The 21,005-nt window shown below is 48.9% G+C and carries 15 protein-coding genes; 11 read left to right on the forward strand and 4 right to left on the reverse strand.

Going from position 1 to position 21,005, the window contains the following annotated elements; translation table 11 throughout:
• Positions 1-175 precede the first annotated feature (175 nt).
• The 3 genes from RSX24_RS07455 (at position 176) to RSX24_RS07465 (ending at position 4,887) form a co-directional block, all read left to right on the forward strand.
• On the forward strand, positions 176-1,663 hold the full coding sequence (locus RSX24_RS07455; RefSeq protein ID WP_339272872.1) for a glutamate synthase subunit beta: 1,488 nt from the start codon (positions 176-178) through the stop codon (positions 1,661-1,663).
• Positions 1,664-1,954: 291 nt separating this feature from the next.
• On the forward strand, positions 1,955-2,446 hold the full coding sequence (fur, locus tag RSX24_RS07460; protein WP_290371401.1) for a ferric iron uptake transcriptional regulator: 492 nt from the start codon (positions 1,955-1,957) through the stop codon (positions 2,444-2,446).
• A 122-nt stretch (positions 2,447-2,568) separates the two neighbouring features.
• A complete protein-coding gene (locus RSX24_RS07465) occupies positions 2,569-4,887 on the forward strand; it encodes a type IA DNA topoisomerase (RefSeq protein WP_343260154.1) in 2,319 nt (772 codons plus the stop codon).
• A 165-nt stretch (positions 4,888-5,052) separates the two neighbouring features.
• Here RSX24_RS07465 and RSX24_RS07470 read toward each other — a convergent pair whose 3' ends face one another.
• Together RSX24_RS07470 and RSX24_RS07475 are read right to left on the reverse strand one after the other, a co-directional pair.
• Positions 5,053-5,826, reverse strand: coding sequence for an HAD family hydrolase (locus RSX24_RS07470; protein ID WP_236412920.1), 774 nt, complete (start codon positions 5,824-5,826; stop codon positions 5,053-5,055).
• Between the two features lie 50 nt (positions 5,827-5,876).
• Positions 5,877-6,797, reverse strand: coding sequence for an ArsR/SmtB family transcription factor (locus tag RSX24_RS07475; protein ID WP_236412253.1), 921 nt, complete (start codon positions 6,795-6,797; stop codon positions 5,877-5,879).
• A 215-nt stretch (positions 6,798-7,012) separates the two neighbouring features.
• Between RSX24_RS07475 and RSX24_RS07480 the strand changes: the two genes are divergently transcribed.
• The 5 genes from RSX24_RS07480 (at position 7,013) to RSX24_RS07500 (ending at position 12,493) form a co-directional block, all read left to right on the forward strand.
• Positions 7,013-8,200: an MFS transporter gene (locus tag RSX24_RS07480; protein ID WP_343260155.1), complete on the forward strand. Its 1,188-nt coding sequence runs from the start codon at positions 7,013-7,015 to the stop codon at positions 8,198-8,200.
• Positions 8,201-8,281: 81 nt separating this feature from the next.
• Entirely contained in the window at positions 8,282-9,007 is a 726-nt protein-coding gene (locus RSX24_RS07485; protein WP_236412257.1) for a phosphonate ABC transporter ATP-binding protein, read from the forward strand.
• Positions 9,008-9,073: 66 nt separating this feature from the next.
• A complete protein-coding gene (locus tag RSX24_RS07490; RefSeq protein WP_236412259.1) occupies positions 9,074-10,345 on the forward strand; it encodes a hypothetical protein in 1,272 nt (423 codons plus the stop codon).
• On the forward strand, positions 10,338-11,036 hold the full coding sequence (locus RSX24_RS07495) for a response regulator transcription factor (protein WP_236412260.1): 699 nt from the start codon (positions 10,338-10,340) through the stop codon (positions 11,034-11,036). Before RSX24_RS07490 ends, RSX24_RS07495 begins: the two co-directional genes overlap by 8 nt.
• Complete coding sequence (locus RSX24_RS07500) at positions 11,033-12,493, forward strand: sensor histidine kinase (RefSeq protein ID WP_343260156.1); 1,461 nt, start codon at positions 11,033-11,035, stop codon at positions 12,491-12,493. The genes RSX24_RS07495 and RSX24_RS07500 overlap by 4 nt, the downstream gene beginning before the upstream one ends.
• Positions 12,494-12,716: 223 nt before the next feature.
• Here RSX24_RS07500 and RSX24_RS07505 read toward each other — a convergent pair whose 3' ends face one another.
• Positions 12,717-13,943, reverse strand: coding sequence for a glucose-1-phosphate adenylyltransferase (locus tag RSX24_RS07505; RefSeq protein WP_290371402.1), 1,227 nt, complete (start codon positions 13,941-13,943; stop codon positions 12,717-12,719).
• A 196-nt stretch (positions 13,944-14,139) separates the two neighbouring features.
• On the opposite strand from RSX24_RS07505, the gene glgB reads away from it, so the two are divergent.
• The 3 genes from glgB (at position 14,140) to RSX24_RS07520 (ending at position 19,405) form a co-directional block, all read left to right on the forward strand.
• A complete protein-coding gene (gene glgB / locus RSX24_RS07510; protein WP_343260157.1) occupies positions 14,140-16,167 on the forward strand; it encodes a 1,4-alpha-glucan branching protein GlgB in 2,028 nt (675 codons plus the stop codon).
• Positions 16,164-17,597, forward strand: a complete 1,434-nt coding sequence (gene glgA, locus RSX24_RS07515; RefSeq protein ID WP_343260158.1) for a glycogen synthase GlgA — start codon at positions 16,164-16,166, stop codon at positions 17,595-17,597. Before glgB ends, glgA begins: the two co-directional genes overlap by 4 nt.
• 104 nt (positions 17,598-17,701) lie before the next feature.
• A complete protein-coding gene (locus tag RSX24_RS07520; RefSeq protein WP_343260159.1) occupies positions 17,702-19,405 on the forward strand; it encodes a right-handed parallel beta-helix repeat-containing protein in 1,704 nt (567 codons plus the stop codon).
• Between the two features lie 195 nt (positions 19,406-19,600).
• Here RSX24_RS07520 and RSX24_RS07525 read toward each other — a convergent pair whose 3' ends face one another.
• A complete protein-coding gene (locus tag RSX24_RS07525; protein WP_343260160.1) occupies positions 19,601-20,776 on the reverse strand; it encodes a M20 family metallopeptidase in 1,176 nt (391 codons plus the stop codon).
• Positions 20,777-21,005: the final 229 nt, after the last annotated feature.

Consider the following 21,005-nt stretch of genomic DNA (forward strand, 5'->3'; position numbering starts at 1 on the left):
TTATTATGCGGATAATCCATTTAATATTCAAATGTTGAAATGCTACTATTATTGAAATATCTTCGACAAGATTTTGTGATACAATATTCAAAAAATGAGAAGTTTGCATAATTCATTCATATAGGGCCTGGTTATGAAGGGATTAAGATAAAAGAACGGATGGGGGAAATGTAAGATGTCTACACCTACTGGATTTATGGAATACAAACGCCAACTGCCCGCGGATCGGGAGCCTGCAGAGCGTATCAAGGATTGGGAAGAGTTTCATAAACATATGGCGGAAGAAGAGCTGAGAACGCAAGGGGCGCGCTGCATGGATTGCGGAACTCCTTACTGCCATACAGGTATAGATATGATCGGCGGTACGTCGGGCTGTCCCGTGCATAACTTGATTCCGGAGTGGAACAACTTGGTGTATCGCGGTTTGTGGAGAGAGGCACTCGATCGCCTGCACAAAACCAACAATTTCCCTGAATTTACAGGACGTGTATGTCCTGCTCCGTGTGAAGGCTCCTGTACGGTCGGGTTGATCGGGCAGCCGGTTACCATCAAAACGATTGAAGAAGCGATTATCGAAAAAGGATTTGAAGAAGGCTGGGTTGTACCCCAACCGCCTGAAAAGCGTACAGGCAAACGCGTAGCCGTCGTTGGCTCCGGTCCTGCAGGACTTGCCGCAGCAGCGCAGTTGAACAAAGCCGGCCATCTCGTTACGGTGTACGAGCGTGCTGACCGCGTTGGCGGTTTGCTGACGTACGGAATCCCGACCATGAAACTGGATAAAAGAGTCGTACAACGTCGTGTCGACCTGCTTGAGGCTGAAGGCATCCAGTTTGTGACCAATACGGAGATCGGCAAGGACATACCTGCACAGCAATTGGTTGACGAATATGATGCTGTTGTGTTGTGCGGCGGCGCAACCAAACCGCGTGAATTCAACATCGAAGGCAGCGAATTGAACGGCGTGCATTATGCGATGGACTTTTTGAACGGAAGCATCAAAAGTTATTTGGATTCCAAACTCGAAGACGGAAATTACCTGTCTGCAGCACAAAAAGACGTTATTGTCATCGGTGGCGGAGACACCGGTTCGGACTGCGTGGCGACATCCCTCCGTCATGGCTGCCGTACCGTAACCCAATTCGGTACCCATGCCAAAGCTCCGCTGGAGCGCGATCAAATCAATAACCCTTGGCCGCAATTCCCTAACGTATATACACTGGATTACGCGCAACAAGAAGCCAAAGCCATCTTTGGTCAAGATCCGCGCGAGTTTTCGATCATGACAACCAAGTTTGTGGGTGACGATGAAGGCAACCTTAAAGAATTGCACACGGTTCAAATTGAACGGATCGTGGACGAAACGGGCCGCAAAATCTATCAGCCGATTCCTGGCACGGAGCGCGTATTCCCTGCGCAAATGGCGTTGATCGCCATCGGTTTTGACGGACCGGAGCAAACGTTGGTGGAACAGCTTGGCCTGGCGACGGACCGCCGTACCAACGTGAAAGCACGCTATGGCAAATACAACACCAATGTGGATAAAGTGTTTGCCGCAGGCGACATGCGTCGTGGCCAAAGCCTGGTTGTATGGGCAATCAATGAGGGACGCGAAGCAGCTCGCGAAGTGGATAAATATTTGATGGGTTCCACCGTTCTCGTATAATACGTTTATAAAATAATAGTTTTGCATGTTTTGCCAGCATGATTTAACTTGGCTGCAAACAAACCCTCCGCAGAAATGCGGGGGGTTTTTGCTATGAATGCGATAGCGCGGTTTCTTCATTGAAAGTGTGATCGAAAGTATGATCTGCGGCATTGCTTTTTTAACCAGAAAGACTTATTATTAGATTATAATTATTATAAATAAGATATTCTGACAACGACTAACCAAAGCAATATTTAGATTGAAGTAGTCATTTACACGAAAACATATATTTCGGAGGTGCGGCCTGCTATGACAAATAACCAGGGCAAATCCATTCAAGAGCAAATTCAATATATAAAGAAGCAGCTGGTCGAGAAAGGGTACAAACTGACGCAGCAGCGGGAAGTCACGGTCCGAGTGCTTCTGGAGCATGAAAAGGACCATTTTAGCGCAGAAGAAGTGTTTTTGCTGGTGAAGGAGCAGTTTCCCGAAATCGGTCTGGCTACCGTTTATCGCACGCTGGAGCTGCTTAGCGATCTGCAGGTTGTGGAAAAAATCAACTTCGGCGACGGGGCTGCCCGCTTTGATCTCCGCAGCACGGACGGGTCGCACCATCATCATCATCTGATATGCATGCACTGCGGAAGCGTGGAGGAGATTATGGAGGATGGATTGTTGAAACTGGAGCAGATGGTGGAACGACAGTACGGTTTCAAAGTGATGGATCATCGTCTGGATTTCCAAGGCGTGTGCCGCGAATGCAGACAGAAGCAAGCCGTGAATGAACCGGCAGTGGGTTAATTCAATGGGGGAGGATGCTCCCGCGATCAAAATCTGATATAATGGATTATAGAAGCAGGGGCTTCCGTGGGCGGAAGGCCCTTTTTGCCGTCATGTGACGGTATAGGAGGAGATTGAGACGGATGAAGACACTGGTTATCGCGGAGAAACCGGACATGGGGAGAACCATTGCCGCCGTTATGGAACCCGGGGCCAAGAACAATCGCACGTATCTGGAAGGCGAAAGCTATATCATTACGTGGGCGATCGGACACTTGCTCGGACTTGCAGAACCGGATGCTTATGATAGCAAATATAAGCGTTGGAACCTCGCGGATTTGCCGATCATTCCGGACCAGTTCAAAATTGTCCCTAACCCGAAAACGAAGGATCAACTGAAAACGATCGGTGAACTGGCCAAAAAATGCTCCATGATCGTTAATGCTTGCGATGCGGGGCGTGAAGGACAATACATTTTTGCATTGATCCAGCAGCAGCTAAAGCTTCGTCAACCGGTCAAACGACTGTGGATATCGGACCTGACGGCCGAAAGCATACGGAAGGGATTCGCAGGGCTAAAGGATGCTTCCGAATTCGAAAATCTGACACATGCTGCGCGTGCGCGAAGCGAGGCCGATTGGTTAATCGGCATGAATGCGTCGAGAGCGTTCACGACCCGCCACAATGCGCTTTTGTCCGTGGGGCGTGTGCAGACCCCTGTTTTGGCGCTGATCTATGACCGTGAAACGGAGATCGAAGCTTTTCAGTCCCAGACTTACTACGAGGTTGCTGCTTGGTTCCGCCAGGAGGATGTGGAGTACCGCGGAGTGCTGCAGGTTCAAGGAGACAAGCTGACTGATCTTGAGGCGGCGGAGGGCATTGCAGCGAGCGTAAAGGGGAAGACGGGCCGCATTGCCAAATACGAGGCGAAACCGACAAAGGAGTATCCGTACCGGTTATACGACTTGACCCTTTTACAGCGGGAGGCCAATGCGAAATTCGGTTACGGCGCGAAAAAAACGTTAGATATTGCACAAGCCCTTTATGAAAAGCACAAGGTCATTTCGTATCCGCGGACCAATTCCAATTACGTGACCGAACAAAATTTGGACGGCATGCATAAAACGCTGAACATGCTCAAAACAGGAGCATACAGTGAGCTTGCCCAAGGCGCGAAGCCTGAATTGGTGCATAAAAACAACAAGGGTGTCTGCAATCCATCCAAGGTGGAGGATCACCATGCCATCCTGCCTACGCTGAAGCGGCCGGGGACGTTGTCGAAGGACGAGCAGAACATTTACGATTTGATCGTCCGGCGATTTTTGTCCCATTTTTATCCTCCGGCAGAGTATAAGCAGCATACGGTTCTGACCGAGGTGGAGAAACACACCTTCAAAACATCCGTAAAAGAACTCATTTCGTTGGGGTGGAAAGCGGTTCTTCCCGCAGCGGATCAGGAAAAGGGCAAGACGTCGGGCAAAAAGAGGGGCAAAGCCGGTGCTCAGGAGGAGGAGGAACCCGAAGAATGGACGGACAAGGCGTTCTCGGTGCGGCCTGAGCTCCCGGTGCAGTGCCACAAAAGCGAATGCAAGGAGAAGGCGACCCAGCCGCCGAAAAGCTATACCGAAGGCACGTTGTTGCGTGCGATGGAAAGTGCGGGCAAACAGATCGAGAACGAGGAGCTTCGCGACGCGATGAAAGACAGCGGCCTAGGCACCCCTGCAACGCGGGCAGCTACGATCGAACGGCTCAAAAACGTCGGTTATATCACCATGCAGGGGAAAAAGATGCAATTGACGCTGAAAGGGCGAACGGCCATCGAGTTGATTCGGCGTGCCGGGGTCGACCTGTTGACTTCGCCCGAAATGACCGGCCAGTGGGAGCGAAGGCTGTACCAAATTTCCAAAGGCGAAGCAGGCCAAGATAAATTTATGGAAAACGTGAAAAAGTTTACGTTATCTATCATCGATAAAGTGCGTGTCCAGACACCGGCTCCGGCGGACGCGTTTGGTGACGAAGCGCGTGGCGGCCGCGGCAAGGGCAAAGGGAAAGGAAACCGTGCACGCAAAAGCAGCTCGTCTTCAACAGGTTCTCGGCAGGCGGAGTCGGTTGCGACGCGAAGCAGAACAGCTGCAGCAGCCCCTACAGGCACGATCAAAGCCCCGGAGAAGGCAACCGCAGGAAGCAGGGAAGCTTTAGGTTCATGTCCTTCGCAGGGGTGTACGGGACATATTATCGAGGGCAATAAAGGTTTCGGATGCACCCGCTATAAGGAAGGCTGTCGATTCGTCATTTGGAAAGAATATGCGGGCAAAAAAATTACGGGCACGATGCTGAAGTCGCTGATTGAGAAAGGAAGCACTCAGGTGCTATCCTTTAAACGGAAAGACGGGAGCACCGTTAAGGCGAGGATTATCCTTGAGGACCGCTCCACTGGTAAGTTGTCTGCAGAACGTGTTTAGGCGTATGGTTGGCGCCGATCGATAACGGCACGAGCCAAAACTGGAATGACAAAAAAGGACCCGAGAGATAGAGACGGGTCCTTTTTTGTGGTTGGGTTCTTCATTTTGGCTTCAGTGCCCTATGACTAATTCGGAAGACGGATCAAAGAAGCAAAGAGTCCTATCTCATTTCGACTGGTGCCGATAGATTCGTTTTGCATGGTGCTGCAGATTTTCATGAATAATCTCTGGCACTTCTTTCAAGGCAGTGATCGTGTACATGGACACATCAGGGTTGGGCTGAAGCTCCACGATGTTATACTGCCACTCGTTCGGCTGTTTGATATAAATGCTGTGGATGCCCGCCGTTACTGCCGGCATAATATCCGTGCGAAGCGAGTTGCCCACCATCCAGGTTGCAGTGCGGTCGAACGGTCCGTTTGACAGAATACCCTCCAATGCTTCGATGTTTTTATGCTGCCGGATATAGATCCGGTCATCGAAGTAAAGAGATAACTTCATCTGATCGATTTTGCGCTGTTGAATGACTTTTTCCCCGCCGGTATACAGATAAAGGGAATGTCCTTCCGATTTCAGCTTCTCCAACGTTTCGACCATGTGCGGGTAAGGCTCGACTTCCTGTTCGTATACGCTCATTCCCAGCTTGTGCAGGTAAGCCTCTTCGGAAGCAGCCGTCGGTCGTTTATACTTTTGCGAAAAGTAGCGATACGTGTCAATCAGCGATTGAGGGAAGTGATGGCTCGCGAAGCCGACTTTGTTTACTCCCGTAACATCGATCTCCAGCTGTTTGTCCCGAACCTGCTGAACGGACAAGGCATCGCCTTTAAACCATTCCTGCATATTTTCGAAAAACTCGCCAAGCACGAGGTTGAAGTATTTGTTGCAATAGACGAGCGTATCGTCGAGATCGAATAATATGTGCTGTTTCCAGGTGTTCATCATTAATCACTCCTTGCAGCCGACGGCTACGCATTTCATTCCGATACGGATCAAATACGTATGTAGGATTCCAAAAACATGTTCAATTCGGAAACGCCATCGGGACGGATGCTGTATTTTTCTTTGCGATTGCTGCCGAGCAAATGGGTGCGCAGCAGTCCGGCAATGCGCAGCGCCATAACCTGATCCTTGACCGTATCCTCATCCTTGCCAAGCATTTCGCACATTTCGGCGAGTGATCGGGGTTCCCCGGAGACGTAGCGGAGCAGGCGAAGCCTTTCCGGATCGGAAAGGGCATGGGTAAAACGCAATAAGCAGGTAGGCGGCTGATCCTCGTCCTCTTCCGGAACATCAATCGGATACTGCATGATCATCGCGCCTTCATAGAAATTATACATATTAATAGGCCGATTATGGACGGTCGGGAACAAAATGACCTCTTTGACACCAGGGGTCGGTTCGACGATTACGCCTGCGGTGGCGTATTCCACGAGCAGCTCAGGACCCATCTTGTCAAGCAGTATCCGTTTCTCTTCGGCGTCTTCTTCGATCCAGCACCGGTAATCCTGGCTGATATCCTGGCAGTAGTGCTCGTTCCAAAGACGAAGCAAAGGAAGATAACTGTTGCAAATGCGCGTAGTTTCTTCTATTGTAATATGCGGCATAAGGGCAGAGATCCTCGCGAGCGATTGCTCGGGGGTCGAATCGGCCAGCATGCCAAGGAAATCCTCGTTTTCTTGGCCGCAATCGCGATAGGCTGCCCAAGCGAACAGAACGTCAAAATCGTCGAAAGGCCAGGCGGCTGCCGGAGCCAATGCAGCCTTTACGTTGGAACTTAGTTTGCCTTCGACGTCCAGAATCCATTCAGGACCAATATCCAGATGCTGGATCCATTTCTTCGTTACATAAACCATGAAGCTGTTGAGCATCTCATATATCGGTGAAACATCAATTTTAACTTGATAAGACATACGATGCGGAATCCTCCCGTCACATCATTTATACGCAGCGACTTATGTACTATTATGGCTTGTTTTGGAGGGCGTTGTCCACTATAATGTTCAAGTCCGGGACAAACGGCCTTGCATGGGCAGTGTCCTGGGCGAATAACTGAATATCCACTTAATGTAAAAAAGTCGTCAGCGATGGCGATTTTTCTTTGTATGCACGCAGGGGGAATCATTTTATGTCAAAAAACAGCAGCATCGCCACACATTCATTATCGAATTATTTCATCTTGATTACCGTCATTGTCGTTGCCGGAATAAGCCAGGGGTTATTATTGCCGGTGCTGTCGATCTTTTTGGAGGAGCGAGGCGTTTCGCCCGGCCTAAACGGCTTAAACGCCGCAGCGCTGTATATTGGCTCCTTTGCGATGACACTTATTGCGGAACGATTGCTTGGTGCCATCGGGTTCAAGCGGTTGATCGTGAGCGGACTGGTTTTGGTCATGTTTGCGCTTGTCCTTTTTCCTTATATCCCTGATATCAGGGTATGGTTTATGTTGCGGCTGATCGTAGGTTTGGGGGACAGCGCTTTGCATTATGCAGCTCAACTCTGGGTGCTGCTGGTAACAACGCCCGAAAAGAGGGGGCGCTACATCTCCTTGTATGGCATGTCTTACGGACTTGGCTTCAGCATCGGGCCGCTGGGAATCAAGCTGCTTGGTTATGGAGAAGCGGTTCCGTTCTGGGTGTTGTTTGTTTGCCTGGCGGCCGTGTTCATGCTGGTTTTGATCAAACTTCCGGATGCAAGACCGGAAAAGACGGAGCAAGGCGAACGGCCGGAGAGACGTTTTCGCCGCAGCTTTGCATGGGCATGGTATGCCTTGTTGCCCGCGTTTTTATACGGTTACATGGAAGCCGGAATGAACAGCAATTTCCCGGTATACGGTTTGCGGATCGGCTTGGATGCCAATCAGATTTCGTCCCTGCTGCCATTTATCGGGATCGGGGGACTTCTTTTGCAACTGCCGCTGGGCATGCTCAGCGACCGCTTTGGGCGCAAAGCGGTATTGATGTTTGCCGGGATCATGGGAGGAGCGACGTTTCTGGTTTTCCCGCTGGCAGGTACACATTTCTGGTGGGCCTTGGTTCTCTTGACCGTGGCTGGCGGCCTGGTCGGCTCCTTTTTTTCGCTTGGCTTGGCCTACGCTGCGGATATTTTGCCCAAAGCGTTTTTGCCTGCAGCAAATGTGGTCGCTTCGTTTTACTTTACGATCGGCAGCATGATCGGCCCCAATCTGGGCGGTCAATTCATTCATTGGTTCTCGCCGGGAAGCATGTTTGTTTTGCTGGGGGCGTTATACGTTCTTTTTGGCATCGGAGGACTGTTATTCAAGCGTAAACCTTCCAAGGAATTTGTGGTAGAATAGAAGCGGGTGTTCGCATGGAAATGTATGTCCTTTTCCGAGTACACTAGTAGTAGGAAAACATGGACAAGAGGAGACGTCGCGATGATCAGAGTAGAGAATTTGAATAAATTCGTAGGAGCGGACCGGATTCCGGTGCTGCGCGATATCCGATTCGATATGCAACAGGGGGAAATGATCGCCGTCGTAGGCGCCAGCGGGAGCGGCAAAAGCATGCTTTTGAAATGCCTTGCGCTCATGGAAAAATGGGATAGCGGCAAGTTTACCGTCGACGGAGTCGACATTTTGAGCCAAGGCTGGTCCGGAAAAACGAAAATCAAGCGCGAATGGGCATACTTGGAGCAAAACCCGCAATTGTATCCGAGGCGCACGGCCCTGAAAAATGTGCTGATCGGCCGGGCCGGACAAACACCGTGGTGGAGGATGCTCACCGGTATGGTAAGATCCGACGATTACATGGGAGCCATGGACGTGCTGGAAGGGCTGGGGCTGCTGGATAAAGCGCACCAAACCGCCGAAAAGTTGAGCGGTGGCGAGAGGCAGCGTGTCGCTACGGCAAGGGCCCTTGCTCATGGCGCAAAGGTCATTCTGGCCGATGAACCTGTGGTGGGGCTTGATCCGCATACGGCGGATTCCGTGCTGGAAACGCTGCGCAAATTGTGTGAACAGGAACGAGCAACCGTTATTGCCGTGCTGCCGATCGAACTGGCCGAGAAGCATGCGACCCGGATCTGGGGGCTTGCAGAAGGCCGCATCGTTTTCGATATCCGCGGACGGAGACTGACGCAGCAAGAAAAAAATCTGATTTGATTGAAATGAGTGATGAAATTGCTTAATTCGCGCTGGAGGCGAGCATTCGCTGGCGGAGCCGTCTCCATGATGCTTGTTTCGCTACTGAGTGGGTGTACGGTCATCAGCGATCCCAAAATATTGATGAAACCGCCGACGATGTCGATGGACAAGGAGAGGCTGTATACCATCGTACAGAAAGAACAGCCGCCGGAAAGCAAACTGATCCGTCCCAAAGATCTGAATAATACGAGCATGATTCGTGTAGCCGATCTGGATGGGGACGGTACGCGGGAGGCCATCGTTTTTTACGATACTCCCAACGAAAATGTGCGCATCCACGGCATGCTGCTCGAAGAACAAGGGGATACCTGGGTCAAAAAATTGACGTTTGACGTGCCGGGCAACAGTCTCGAGTCCTTCAAACTGCTTGACATTACGAACGATGGCTACCCTGATATCGTGCTTGGAGTGAGCTTGGAAGCGCAAAAAGCTATGATGGCATATTCTTATAAAGGCGGAGCCCTTGAACAGGTGATGGGCGGCGTTCCGTATAATCAACTGGTGATTGACGACGGCCAGGGGAATCCGTTGGATCTGAACGGGGATGGGGAGAACGACTTTGTTATCGTGTCGCTGAATACCAGCGGGTTTGTTTCGATTGCCCTCTACCAGTATAACGAAGGAAGCTTCAAGGAACTCGACCGGATCCAGTCCGATTACACGGTGAAGGACATTTATACCGCCCTTGGCGGTCAGGTTGCAGAAAACCGGACAGGTATTGCGCTGGATGCCGAGTTGGATGACCGGAGCACATTTTCCCAGATCGTCTACGTCAAGGATAATAAACTGGTGAATGCTTTCCAATCTCCGGACCAAACGTACAGAGATGACAAAATTTTAAGCGGTGACATCAACAATGATGGTATTATTGAATTTGGACTGAAAGAAACGCCCAAAGGTTGGGAGCACTATGTGTTCAATGACCGGATGTGGTTTTACACGTTTTATCAATGGGATGGAAATGAAGGCAAGAAATTTGTGAATTTCCAATACAGGGATGACGCGAATTTGTTCCATTTGAATCTAAAACCCGAGTGGTATGGCAAAATCACCATTGATACTAAATCCGAGAAGGGCAAATATATTCGCTTCAAAATGATCGATTCCGACGAAACGGTCGGTGAGATTCGATATTTCACCATGTCTCAGTGGGAGCAGGAGAAAGGCAAGAAGTGGAAAGAAATTACGCGAACGAGTGATCGTGTAATTGCTTCGCGTGGCGCGCAATTGGATGGTAATGATGGATTACTGGACAATATATCGCAGCTGAACAGAAAGGAAGAACTAAATGAGTAAAGTGCTTATTCTTGAAGATGAAGAATCGATCCGCAGTTTTATCGTCATTAATCTGAAACGAAACGGATTTGAAGTGCTGGAAGCGGGTGACGGAAATGAGGCGCTCCGCATTTTGCAATCCGTGCCGGATATCGACCTCGCATTGCTGGATGTCATGGTGCCGGGCATAGACGGTTTTGAAGTATGCAGACGCATTCGGGAAACGAATGAACGAATCGGTATTATTTTCCTTACAGCCAAGGTACAGGAGCAAGACAAAGTGTATGCACTTTCGGTGGGAGCCGATGACCATGTGAGCAAACCGTTCAGCCCGACGGAGCTGATTGCCCGCATCCAGTCTTTGCTGCGCAGGGTCAACGTGCATCGTGAGACGGCTGCCAAGGTGACGTTCCAGTCAGGACCGTTTTCGTTGGACTTGATCTCCAAGCAGTTCAAGAAAAACAACGAGCTGATCGAACTGACGCCGACCGAATTTTCGTTGATCCAGTTCTTCCTCGAAAAAGAAAACACGCCGCTGAGCCGCGATCTGCTGCTTGATCACGTATGGGGCAAGGAGTATATGGGAGATCCCAAAATCGTCGATGTGAACATCCGCCGTTTGCGCCAAAAAATCGAAAACAATCCTTCCGAACCAGAGTACCTGCAAACCGTATGGGGACACGGGTATAAGTGGAAGGGCAGGGATCAATGATCAAAAAGGGCATTACCCGGCAGATCGTTCTGCATTATTTTTTCGTGGTGTTCCTGGCACTCCTGCTGGTCGAGTTCATCTTCATGCTTGCGGTCCAGAGATACTACTATGAGAGCATCTATAATACGATTAACCAACGTATTACCGCCACCAATGATTATAAGGAGCCGCTGTCCCTCGTAAGCGGGGCGGAAGATGGAAACAATCTGTCATACTTGCTCGTGAACTTGCAATTGGATAACACCGAACTGCAAATTCTGGATTTGAACGGTCGCGTGCTGGCGAGCTCAACGGCGTTTGAATCGGAGCGGGCCGTTATACAGACGAGCGATATTACCCAAGCGATGAATGGCAGCATTGGACGATGGGTTGGAAGGCAGCCGAATACGGGCGAACAAATCATGGCCGTTTCCCATAAGCTGGACCTGGGCGGCGAGAACACGTACATCATACGATATTTGACCTCCCTGGAGGACGTGAATTCCAGATTGCTGGTGATGGGGCTGCTGGCTATTCTGGTGGGGATCGCGGTACTGGCCATCGTGCTCATTATTAGCATCGGTATGGCGAATTCCATCGTCAAACCGATCAACAACATCACCGCAGTGTCGGAACAGATGGCCCGGGGCCGTCTGGATGTGAGGGTCAAAGGAAACTATAAGCATGAGCTGGGGGAATTGGCTTCAACGCTGAATTTCATGGCTCAGGAAATCGTGCGCAGCAATCAGATCAAGGATGATTTCATTTCCTCGATATCTCATGAACTGCGTACCCCGCTGACCAGTATCAAGGGTTGGAGCGAGACGCTGGATTCAGGCGGCTATGATCCGGATGAGACGCGTATCGGCATGAGCATCATCTCCAAGGAAACGGAACGGTTGATCGGTTTGGTTGAAGAGATGTTGGATTTCTCGAAATTGCAGCAAAATCAGATGAAACTGGTCAAAGGAACAGTCAGCATTCGGGAAATCGTGCAGGAAACGATGTTGAACGTCTGGGCCAAAGCCGAACAGAAACAGATCCATCTCAAGCTGGATGCCGATGAAACGAAGGCTTATAATGTGTTCGGAGACGGTAATCGGCTTAAGCAGGTGTTCCTTAATATCGTCGATAATGCCATCAAATTTTCGCATGAAAATTCGTGGATATACTTGTCCGTGAAAGAAGAAGACGGCAAGGTGATTGCTGCTGTCCAGGATACGGGAATCGGGATTAGCGAAGAACATTTGAGCAAGGTCAGAGACCGCTTCTTTCAGGTTAATCATCAAAACGGAGGCACAGGGTTGGGGCTTGCCATCACCCAGCAGCTGGTCGAACTGCATGAAGGAACGATCTCGATGCAAAGCGAGCTGGGTTCGGGAACGACGGTTACGGTGATTTTGCCGGCTTTGGCTGAAGAGGATGATTTAATGAAACATGAGGATCAACAGGCAGGGCCGGATATCGGAACAACGTAAGAAACAGAGAATATCCCTTGTTTGAACCGGGCAGAATGGTTAGGAAATTGAAACACAGGGCTGCGTTACATCCGTCCCGGTTCAAATGAAATAAGATGTATAATAAAGGATATATAATGAAGCAACAAAAAAGGCGAACCGTTTAACGGCTCGCCTTTTTTGTTTATAAAATCAGGAATAATTAACCTTTTACCATCCTTCGTTATATATTCCCAAGTGAAACTTATGATGAAAGTTCGCCTGCACGCAGTCGACCGGTTTTCTCATAGACTTCCTTCAAAATTCGCGCGGATTGAGTACGCAATGCCGGTTTGGCAGAAACGACTTCTCCTGGGCCAATCACGGCAATTTCGTCTGCGCTGCCTTTGACGATGGCACCGTCCTTGATAATGGCTCCTTCGCCGATAATGGCATGCTCAATGTGGACGCCGCGGCCGATGCGAGCATTAGGCATAATTACGCTCTCCTTGATTTCCGAACCTTTGCCGACTTCAGCCCCGCAGAAAATGACAGAACGTTCGGCACGCCCATCAATGGCACAGGATTCATGGATCATGGACATGGCATGCTCCGTACGGGAAGCGGGGATTCGATACGTACTCGTTTTGCTTCTCCAGCCACGCGTGAACATGGGCCAATGTTCCTTGTGAAGACTCCAGTCCTGATCATTGTGCAGAAGATCCATATGGGCATCCCATAGGCTTTTTACCGTGCCGACATCTTTCCAGTACCCGTTAAAATTATAAACGTAAAGCGAATTGCTTTCATTCAGCATTTGCGGGATGACGTCTTTGCCGAAGTCATGGCTGGAATCGGGATTTTGAGCATCCTCGAGGAGATGGCGCTTCAGATATTCCCAGTTGAACACGTAAATACCCATTGAGGCCAAATTGCTTTTTGGTTTGGCCGGTTTTTCGGTGAACTCGGTTACGCGCAATTCATGGTCTGCGGCCATGATACCAAAACGGTGAGCCTCATTCCAAGGGACTTCCATCACCGAAATGGTGGCGGCTGCTTTGTTGGATTTGTGAGCGTTCAGCATCTCGCGATAATCCATATGATAAATGTGGTCTCCCGACAAAATCAGCACATTTTCGGGGTTTTGTTTATCAATAAAGTCGATATTTTTATAAATGGCATCCGCAGTTCCCAAGTATTCGTCATTTCCTGTATGGTAAGATGGAAGCAACGATATTCCAGATTCAGACGAGTTCTCTTTTCTCCAAGGCTCTCCGCTTCCAATATGTTCATGCAATGATCCTGCTTGATATTGCGTGAGCACGCCAACAGTATCGATTCCCGAGTTTACGCAGTTGCTGAGAGGAAAATCGATGATCCGGTAATGCCCGCCAAACGGCACAGCGGGTTTAGCGATACTTGAAGTCAGGGGTGCCAAACGTTTACCCTCTCCTCCCGCCAACAGCATAGCGATGCAATCTTTATTAAACATAATCGTTTCCCTCCCGGAAATTTTTGTTGAAAGTTGTACATACATTAACGCGATTTGGAGCTGATGAAACGATATATACGGTTAAAAATCTGTAAAATTACAACATTTTCGAAATCGGTCATTTTTCTTTTCAATTTGGCTAGAATGGGGTAATGGTTAACGTTATTATTATTTTCTGGGAAAAGCAGGTGATTTTATGGCGATTGAACCATTCACAGATCCGGTCATTTCACCGGAACTTATTTATTTGTTTCATGAAGGAAGCCTTCATCACAGTTATCGTATGTTGGGTGCGCAGCCTGTCGTCGAAAATCAACAACAAGGGTACCGGTTTACGGTATGGGCGCCCCATGCGAAGGAAGTGGGTCTGGCCCTTGACCGCAACCATTGGAACGGAAAAAAGGATCCATTACATAAAGTGCCCAATTCCGGATTTTGGACTCGTTTCTTTCCTGACATTCAGGAAGGGACCCTATACAAATTTCACTTATTGACCAAAGACGGAGAAGAATTGCTCAAAGCCGACCCTTATGCATTTCACGCCGAAGTCAGACCGCGCACGGCATCCATCACCAGCTCCATCGACGGTTACAAGTGGAACGACGGAGCATGGAGGCGCAAGCAAAGAGGCGTATACAACAAACCCGTGCACATTTACGAGATGCACCTGGGAACCTGGAAACGCCGTCCAGACGGCTCGCTTTATAATTACCGTGAAATGGCTGACCTGTTGATTCCGTACCTGTTGGAGATGAACTACACCCATGTAGAGATTATGCCCTTGACGGAGCATCCTTATGACCTTTCATGGGGATATCAAAATACCGGTTTTTTTGCGCCAACGAGCCGCTACGGAAAACCAAAAGATCTGATGTACTTTGTAGACAAGCTTCATCAGGCAGGAATCGGCGTTCTGTTGGATTGGGTTCCTGCCCACTTTGCCAAAGATGCCCATGGCCTCAGATTGTTCGACGGTACGCCATTATACGAGTATGCTGACCCGATGTTAGCCGAGAGACCGGGGTGGGGCACGCTCAGTTTTGACTATTCGAAACCAGAAGTCCGCTCCTTCCTCATCTCCAATGCCGTTTATTGGTTGGAAATGTATCATTTTGATGGGCTGCGCGTTGATGCGGTAACAAGCATGCTGCGGCTGGATTTTGAAAAATCTCCGGGCCAGTTTCGTCCCAATCCGGACGGCGGATTGGAAAACAAGGAAGCCGTATCTTTTTTACAGGAATTGAACGAGACGATATTCCGCTATTTCCCATACGCGTTAGTCATGGCCGAAGAGTCCAGTGCATGGCCCATGGTGACGTCCCCTACGGATGCAGGAGGACTGGGTTTTAATTACAAATGGAATATGGGATGGATGAACGACACACTCGATTACATCAAGAGCCCGTTTCATGAGCGCCCAGCCAAACACCATTTGCTAACCTTTCCGATCATGTACTCCTTTAGTGAAAATTACGTGCTGCCTCTGTCCCATGACGAGGTGGTTCATGGCAAAAAATCATTGCTCGACAAGATGCCGGGAACATATGAGCAGAAGTTTGACGGTATGCGGGCGTTTTTGGGTTACTTTATGACATTCCCAGGCAAAAAGCTGTTGTTCATGGGCGGCGAATTCGGCCAATTTATCGAATGGAAGGACGAAGACCAACTGGACTGGTTTTTGCTCGATTATGAGAGCCACCGCAAACTGCATCGTTTCGTACGCGACTTGTCGAAGTTCTACCTTAACGAAAAAGCCTTGTGGGAGCTTGATCATTCCTTTGAAGGATATGAATGGATCACTCCGGATGACCATGGTCAAAGTGTCATTTCATATGTTCGCAAAGGAAAAAAACCATCGGATACACTCCTGGTCATTATTAACTTTCAGCCGATCGAACGGAAGCGTTACCGAATCGGAGTCATGCGTCCCGGTATGTATACCGAAGTGCTGAACAGCGATCATTCCGATTATGGAGGATCAGGTACTCTCAATCATATGCAGCTGCCTACGGAAAAGATTCCATTTCATGGGCGGCCCTATAGCCTTGAAGTGGTGCTGCCTCCGCTAAGCATTGTCATTTTGAAGAAAGCGGGTCGCCAGAGAGCCGCGAAACCCGCTTTGGATGCAGCCGAAGGCAAAGTGAAAGCTTCAAAGAAGGCCCCATCGGGTAAAGCTTCCAAAGACGAAGTTCAGACGCAACCAAAGAGGAGGAAAAAGGCATGAAACTATTGTTTGCAGCAGCTGAAGCACATCCTTTTGTCAAAACGGGCGGTTTGGCCGATGTCATCGGGGCTTTGCCGCTCGCCTTGAAGAAGGCTGGAGTCGACGTTCGGGTGATATTGCCCAAATACAAAAGCATTCCGGACGAATTCAAACAGGCCATGGAAACGGTCGCGGTTACGGAAGTGCCGGTCGGTTGGCGAAGGCAATATTGCGGAGTCGAGATGTTAGTCCATGAAGGCATTCCCATTTACTTTGTCGATAATGAGTACTATTTTGCGCGGGATGGCGTGTACGGTTACATGGATGACGGAGAACGGTTTTCCTTTTTCAATCGGGCGGTGCTCGAAGTGCTTCCTAAAATTGATTTCAAGCCAGACGTTTTGCATACTCACGATTGGCACGCGGGAATGATCCCGCTGCTGCTTCAGGCACATTACGCCCACCATCCGTTTTATACGGAGATCCGTACGGTGTTTACCATACATAACCTGCTGTACCAAGGCATTTTTCCCTATGAAGTGTTCGGTGAATTGCTTCAGCTGCATAGTCGTTACTTTACGATGGAAGGCGCAGAGTATTATGGTAACGTCAATTTTCTGAAAGCAGGGGTCGTTTATGCCGACCACGTCACGACAGTAAGCCCGACTTATGCGCAGGAAGTACAGACGGCCTATTACGGTTATGGGTTGGATGGATTGCTGTCTTCGCTTGGCGATCGATTCAGCGGAATTGTGAATGGCATCGATACCATTAGCTACAATCCGGCTACCGACAAGAAAATTGCGGTGAAATTCAGATCAAGCCTCTCCAAAAAAACAGAGAATAAAATGGAGCTTCAGAAGGAGCTGGGACTGCCTGTGCGTCCGGATGCGCCTCTTATGGTTATGGTTACGCGTCTGGTGGATTCAAAGGGACTTGATCTCGTCTGTCGAGTTTTGGATGAATTGCTGCACTACGATGATCTTCAATTTGCCGTTTTGGGCACGGGAGACGAGTTTTACGAGCACTGGTTCCGCGAGGCAGCCCACCGCCACCCGCTTAAAATGTCTGCGCAGATTTTGTTTAACGACGGGCTTTCCCGGCGTTTTTATGCCGGAAGCGATCTTTTTCTGATGCCGTCGCGTTTTGAACCTTGCGGAATTAGCCAATTGCTGGCGCTGCGTTATGGCAGCGTGCCGATCGTACGCGAAACGGGCGGTCTGAACGATACCGTTCAGGCATACAATGAACACAGTGGAGAGGGGAACGGGTTTTCGTTCACCCATTTCAACGCCCATGATATGCTGCATACGATCCGTCGGGCAGAGGCGTTTTATCGGGATAAAGCAAGCTGGAAGAAAATCGTGAAAAACGCGATGGGCGGAGATTACAGTTGGGATTCTTCTGCAGAACAATATATGGATATCTACCGTCGAATTTCGCTGGGATGAATTCTGGTTTCCAAGACGCTTTATAAAGCAACCTATAATGGCCACAGTATAACTATACTGTGGCTTTTTTTATAGGAAATACTTCAAGAAGGGGAGCTGGTATATTGAGTAACATCAGTTTTAACTCTGATTACAACTTGAATATGCAAGGATTTAATACCAATGAAGCTTTTAATCCTGTGAGGCTGAATGAAATGTTTGCCCAGGTGCTTGGCAGCATTTCAGCTGTGCAAGCCAGGACCTATGGCAATACGATCGACGTCCGCAACTTTGCTCCAGGGGATGGGAGCGACCAATCCGTGCAAATCAGAGCATTCTTTGATGCTGCCAAAGACGGAGACATCCTGTTGTTCACCCCGGGGCATTACAAAGTAACGAGGCCAGGCTTGTTCTACACGTTTTCGGGCAGATCTGTCATTATCAGGGGACTTCCTGGGGCAGTATTGGAAATGTCAGATCAAGGTCTAAGCATCGTGAACAGCAGTCATGTAGAAGTAACGGGACTGACGCTTACAAGATCGACGCAGGCTTCTTGGGGAGCAGGAAAAACGGGAATTTCCATTCGAAATAGCAGTAATGTGCTCGTACAGAATAATGAAATCAGCCAATTTACAGATGCGATTGGCGTGATTGGATCGAACAGTCTCGATTCCCCATCTCGTAATATCGTGATTCGAAACAACAAACTGTATGACCTTGGCGAAGAACCGATTGTTGTGCGGTCGAACCTGTCTTTTGTCATCATCAATGAAAATGATTGTTACCGTTATCTCGGTGATGGCATCCTTGTTAAGGCGACTTGGGATTTGCATATCATGAACAATTATTTACATGACCCCATTCTGTCTACGGATGTGGATTACGACGTTTTTACCGGAGGGCAACAAGGGACGAATGTGCCTAAAGCAGGAGGGGGAATCAGCTGCAATAATGAAGGCGGGGAAACTGGAGCTCGCAACATGACGATTCATGGTAACAATGTCTATGGAACGTCGTTTGGTGTGATCTTGGCTGGTTTTAAAGGGGCAATGGTGACCTCAAATGTTCTGAAGAATATCAGGCTAACCTCAGCCATTTCGGTATCGTTTCTTCCCACTCCATTTAATCCAAATAATATAAAAAACCATGAATTCATCATTCAGGGCAATTTCATAGACTCTATTCTCCAATCGGCCCCTACGGCAGCAATTGAAGCCCGGACTACTGTGGGACCCGAAGGGCTTGATATTGGCATTATTGCTGACAACATCATTTTGCCACAAGGAAATCACTGGGGAATCATGGCCAACGGCAATATTATTGTAAGAAGTAACTACATTGCCCAAGCAGGGATTGCGATGGATTTGAAGAATGGTGTTGTTGCGATCGCAAACATAATTGAGCCTGGTTTTGAGACACCTCAACCGGAGCGAATGGTAAACATCTATGATAACGTGACATTTTCGAATAATTCGATCAAGGGGAAGGGGACTGTCATCAAAATACTTGGTTCAAGGAATATTATTACAGGTAATCGTATGCAATACGAAGGAAAATGGTGGGCGGTTCATCTAGAAACAAATAACTATAAGGTTGAACATAATTTAATCCGAGACAATATTTTGACTGTGGGAAGCACAGCAGACGGACGGTATTTATACGGAGTGAGCTCAATAAATGATGGCAAGAACGTTGTCATCGACACGCTTCAGGATCATAACGGGAATTTGTATCAACTGGCAGATCATTTGGTATTGACGGGTCCAAATTCGACGAAGTGGAAAATAATCATTGATGCACAGGGCCAGTTAAAAACCACGAAATTATGATGGATCCAGCCCGCCGAGTCATGCATTTTTAATTTTGGATATGGATGCCGCTTTCTAGATATGAAAGTGGTGTGCATCACAGTATAAACGAATTTTCTCGTTCGGGCTGAGTGATTTTGCCTTATACATAAAAAAGTGTCTGTCCAGTCACAGATAACATGACCAGACAGACACGTTGAAGCCGATAACCTAGCATTATCGAGTCGATTGTTCAAACTCTTCACGAATGGATTGAAGCAGCTGCGGGTTGGTCAGCACGTCGCCGGCCGTTAAGGCAATTGCCTTTGCCCCCAGAATCATGCCATCCAAAGCCCGTTCCTGCAAGGCCAGATCACGGAACTCGATGGAATGAAGCGTGTGTACCTCGTCCACAACGCGAATATAGGGGTGAATCGCGGGACAACGCAACGATACATTTCCGATGTCCATGGAGCCGTGGTCATTGCCAGTAACGATTTCGCGGGCAGGAATGCCGAGCTTCAGCAAATTGTCGCTGAATGCGCCGGACAACGTCTCGTTGGTGACCATTTCATCATAAGAAGTTTCGTAATTTGAAGTCACCAGTTTGCACCCGGTTTGCAGGGCGGCTCCTTCCGCGATCTGAATGACCCGCTGCGTAAGCACGTTCAGCTCTTTGCGTGTCGACGCGCGGACATAGAACTGGGCGGAAGCATAATCGGGAATGATATTGGCCGCTTGTCCGCCGCTGTTAATGATGCCGTGAATCCGAACGCTGCTTTTGACTTGTTGCCGGAATGCATTGATGCCGTTAAAGGTTTGAATGACCGCATCCAGCGCATTAATGCCTTCATGAGGCGTAGCTGCGGCATGCGAAGCTTTGCCGTGAAACTCAAACTGAACGGCATCGATGGCCAGCGAGCTTCCCGACTTTTCGTAAGCGTAAAACGGATGGGCCATAAGAGCCACATCGCAATCATCGAACAGGCCGGCTTCCGCCATCGGAACTTTGGCTCCCCGCGTTTCCTCCGCAGGTGTGCCGAAAACTTTAAGCGTTCCTCCCACTTCATCTAATATGGACTTGAGCCCAACGGCAGCACCCAAGCTCATCATGCAGATCAAGTGATGGCCGCATGCGTGACCGATCTCGGGCAAAGCATCATATTCGCACAGCAGGGCAATGGTCGGACCGGATTTGGCAGCCGAGTACGTGCCGATAAATGCCGTCTCCAGACCGAGAACGGGAGCTTCAACGGCAAAGCCGTGATATGTTAGCTCCTCCTTCAAACGTGCGGATGCGAGATATTCCTCATTTCCTAATTCCGGATTGGCCCCGATATATGATGAAATGTCCTTGAAACGGGAAGCATATTGATCAATAACCGCTAAAATTTGTGTTTGGATGGGTGTCATGGTGGTGTACTCCTTCTGCAAAAATAAAAACGATTTCTTGATTATAGCATGCTTCTCCATTTTTTTCAGGGCGTTGTCATGCGTTGTAAATATGAAAATGCATTGCATATTCATACATTGTCCTTTATAATGACTCAGGCATCCTATGAGAAATAAGCATGTGAATAAAGTAAGGGGAGAACAGGTTTGAAATTAATAAGTCGTTACACCATGATGCTTATGGCCTTTG

This window comes from Paenibacillus hubeiensis (assembly GCF_032334105.1).
GTDB lineage: Bacteria > Bacillota > Bacilli > Paenibacillales > Paenibacillaceae > Paenibacillus > Paenibacillus hubeiensis.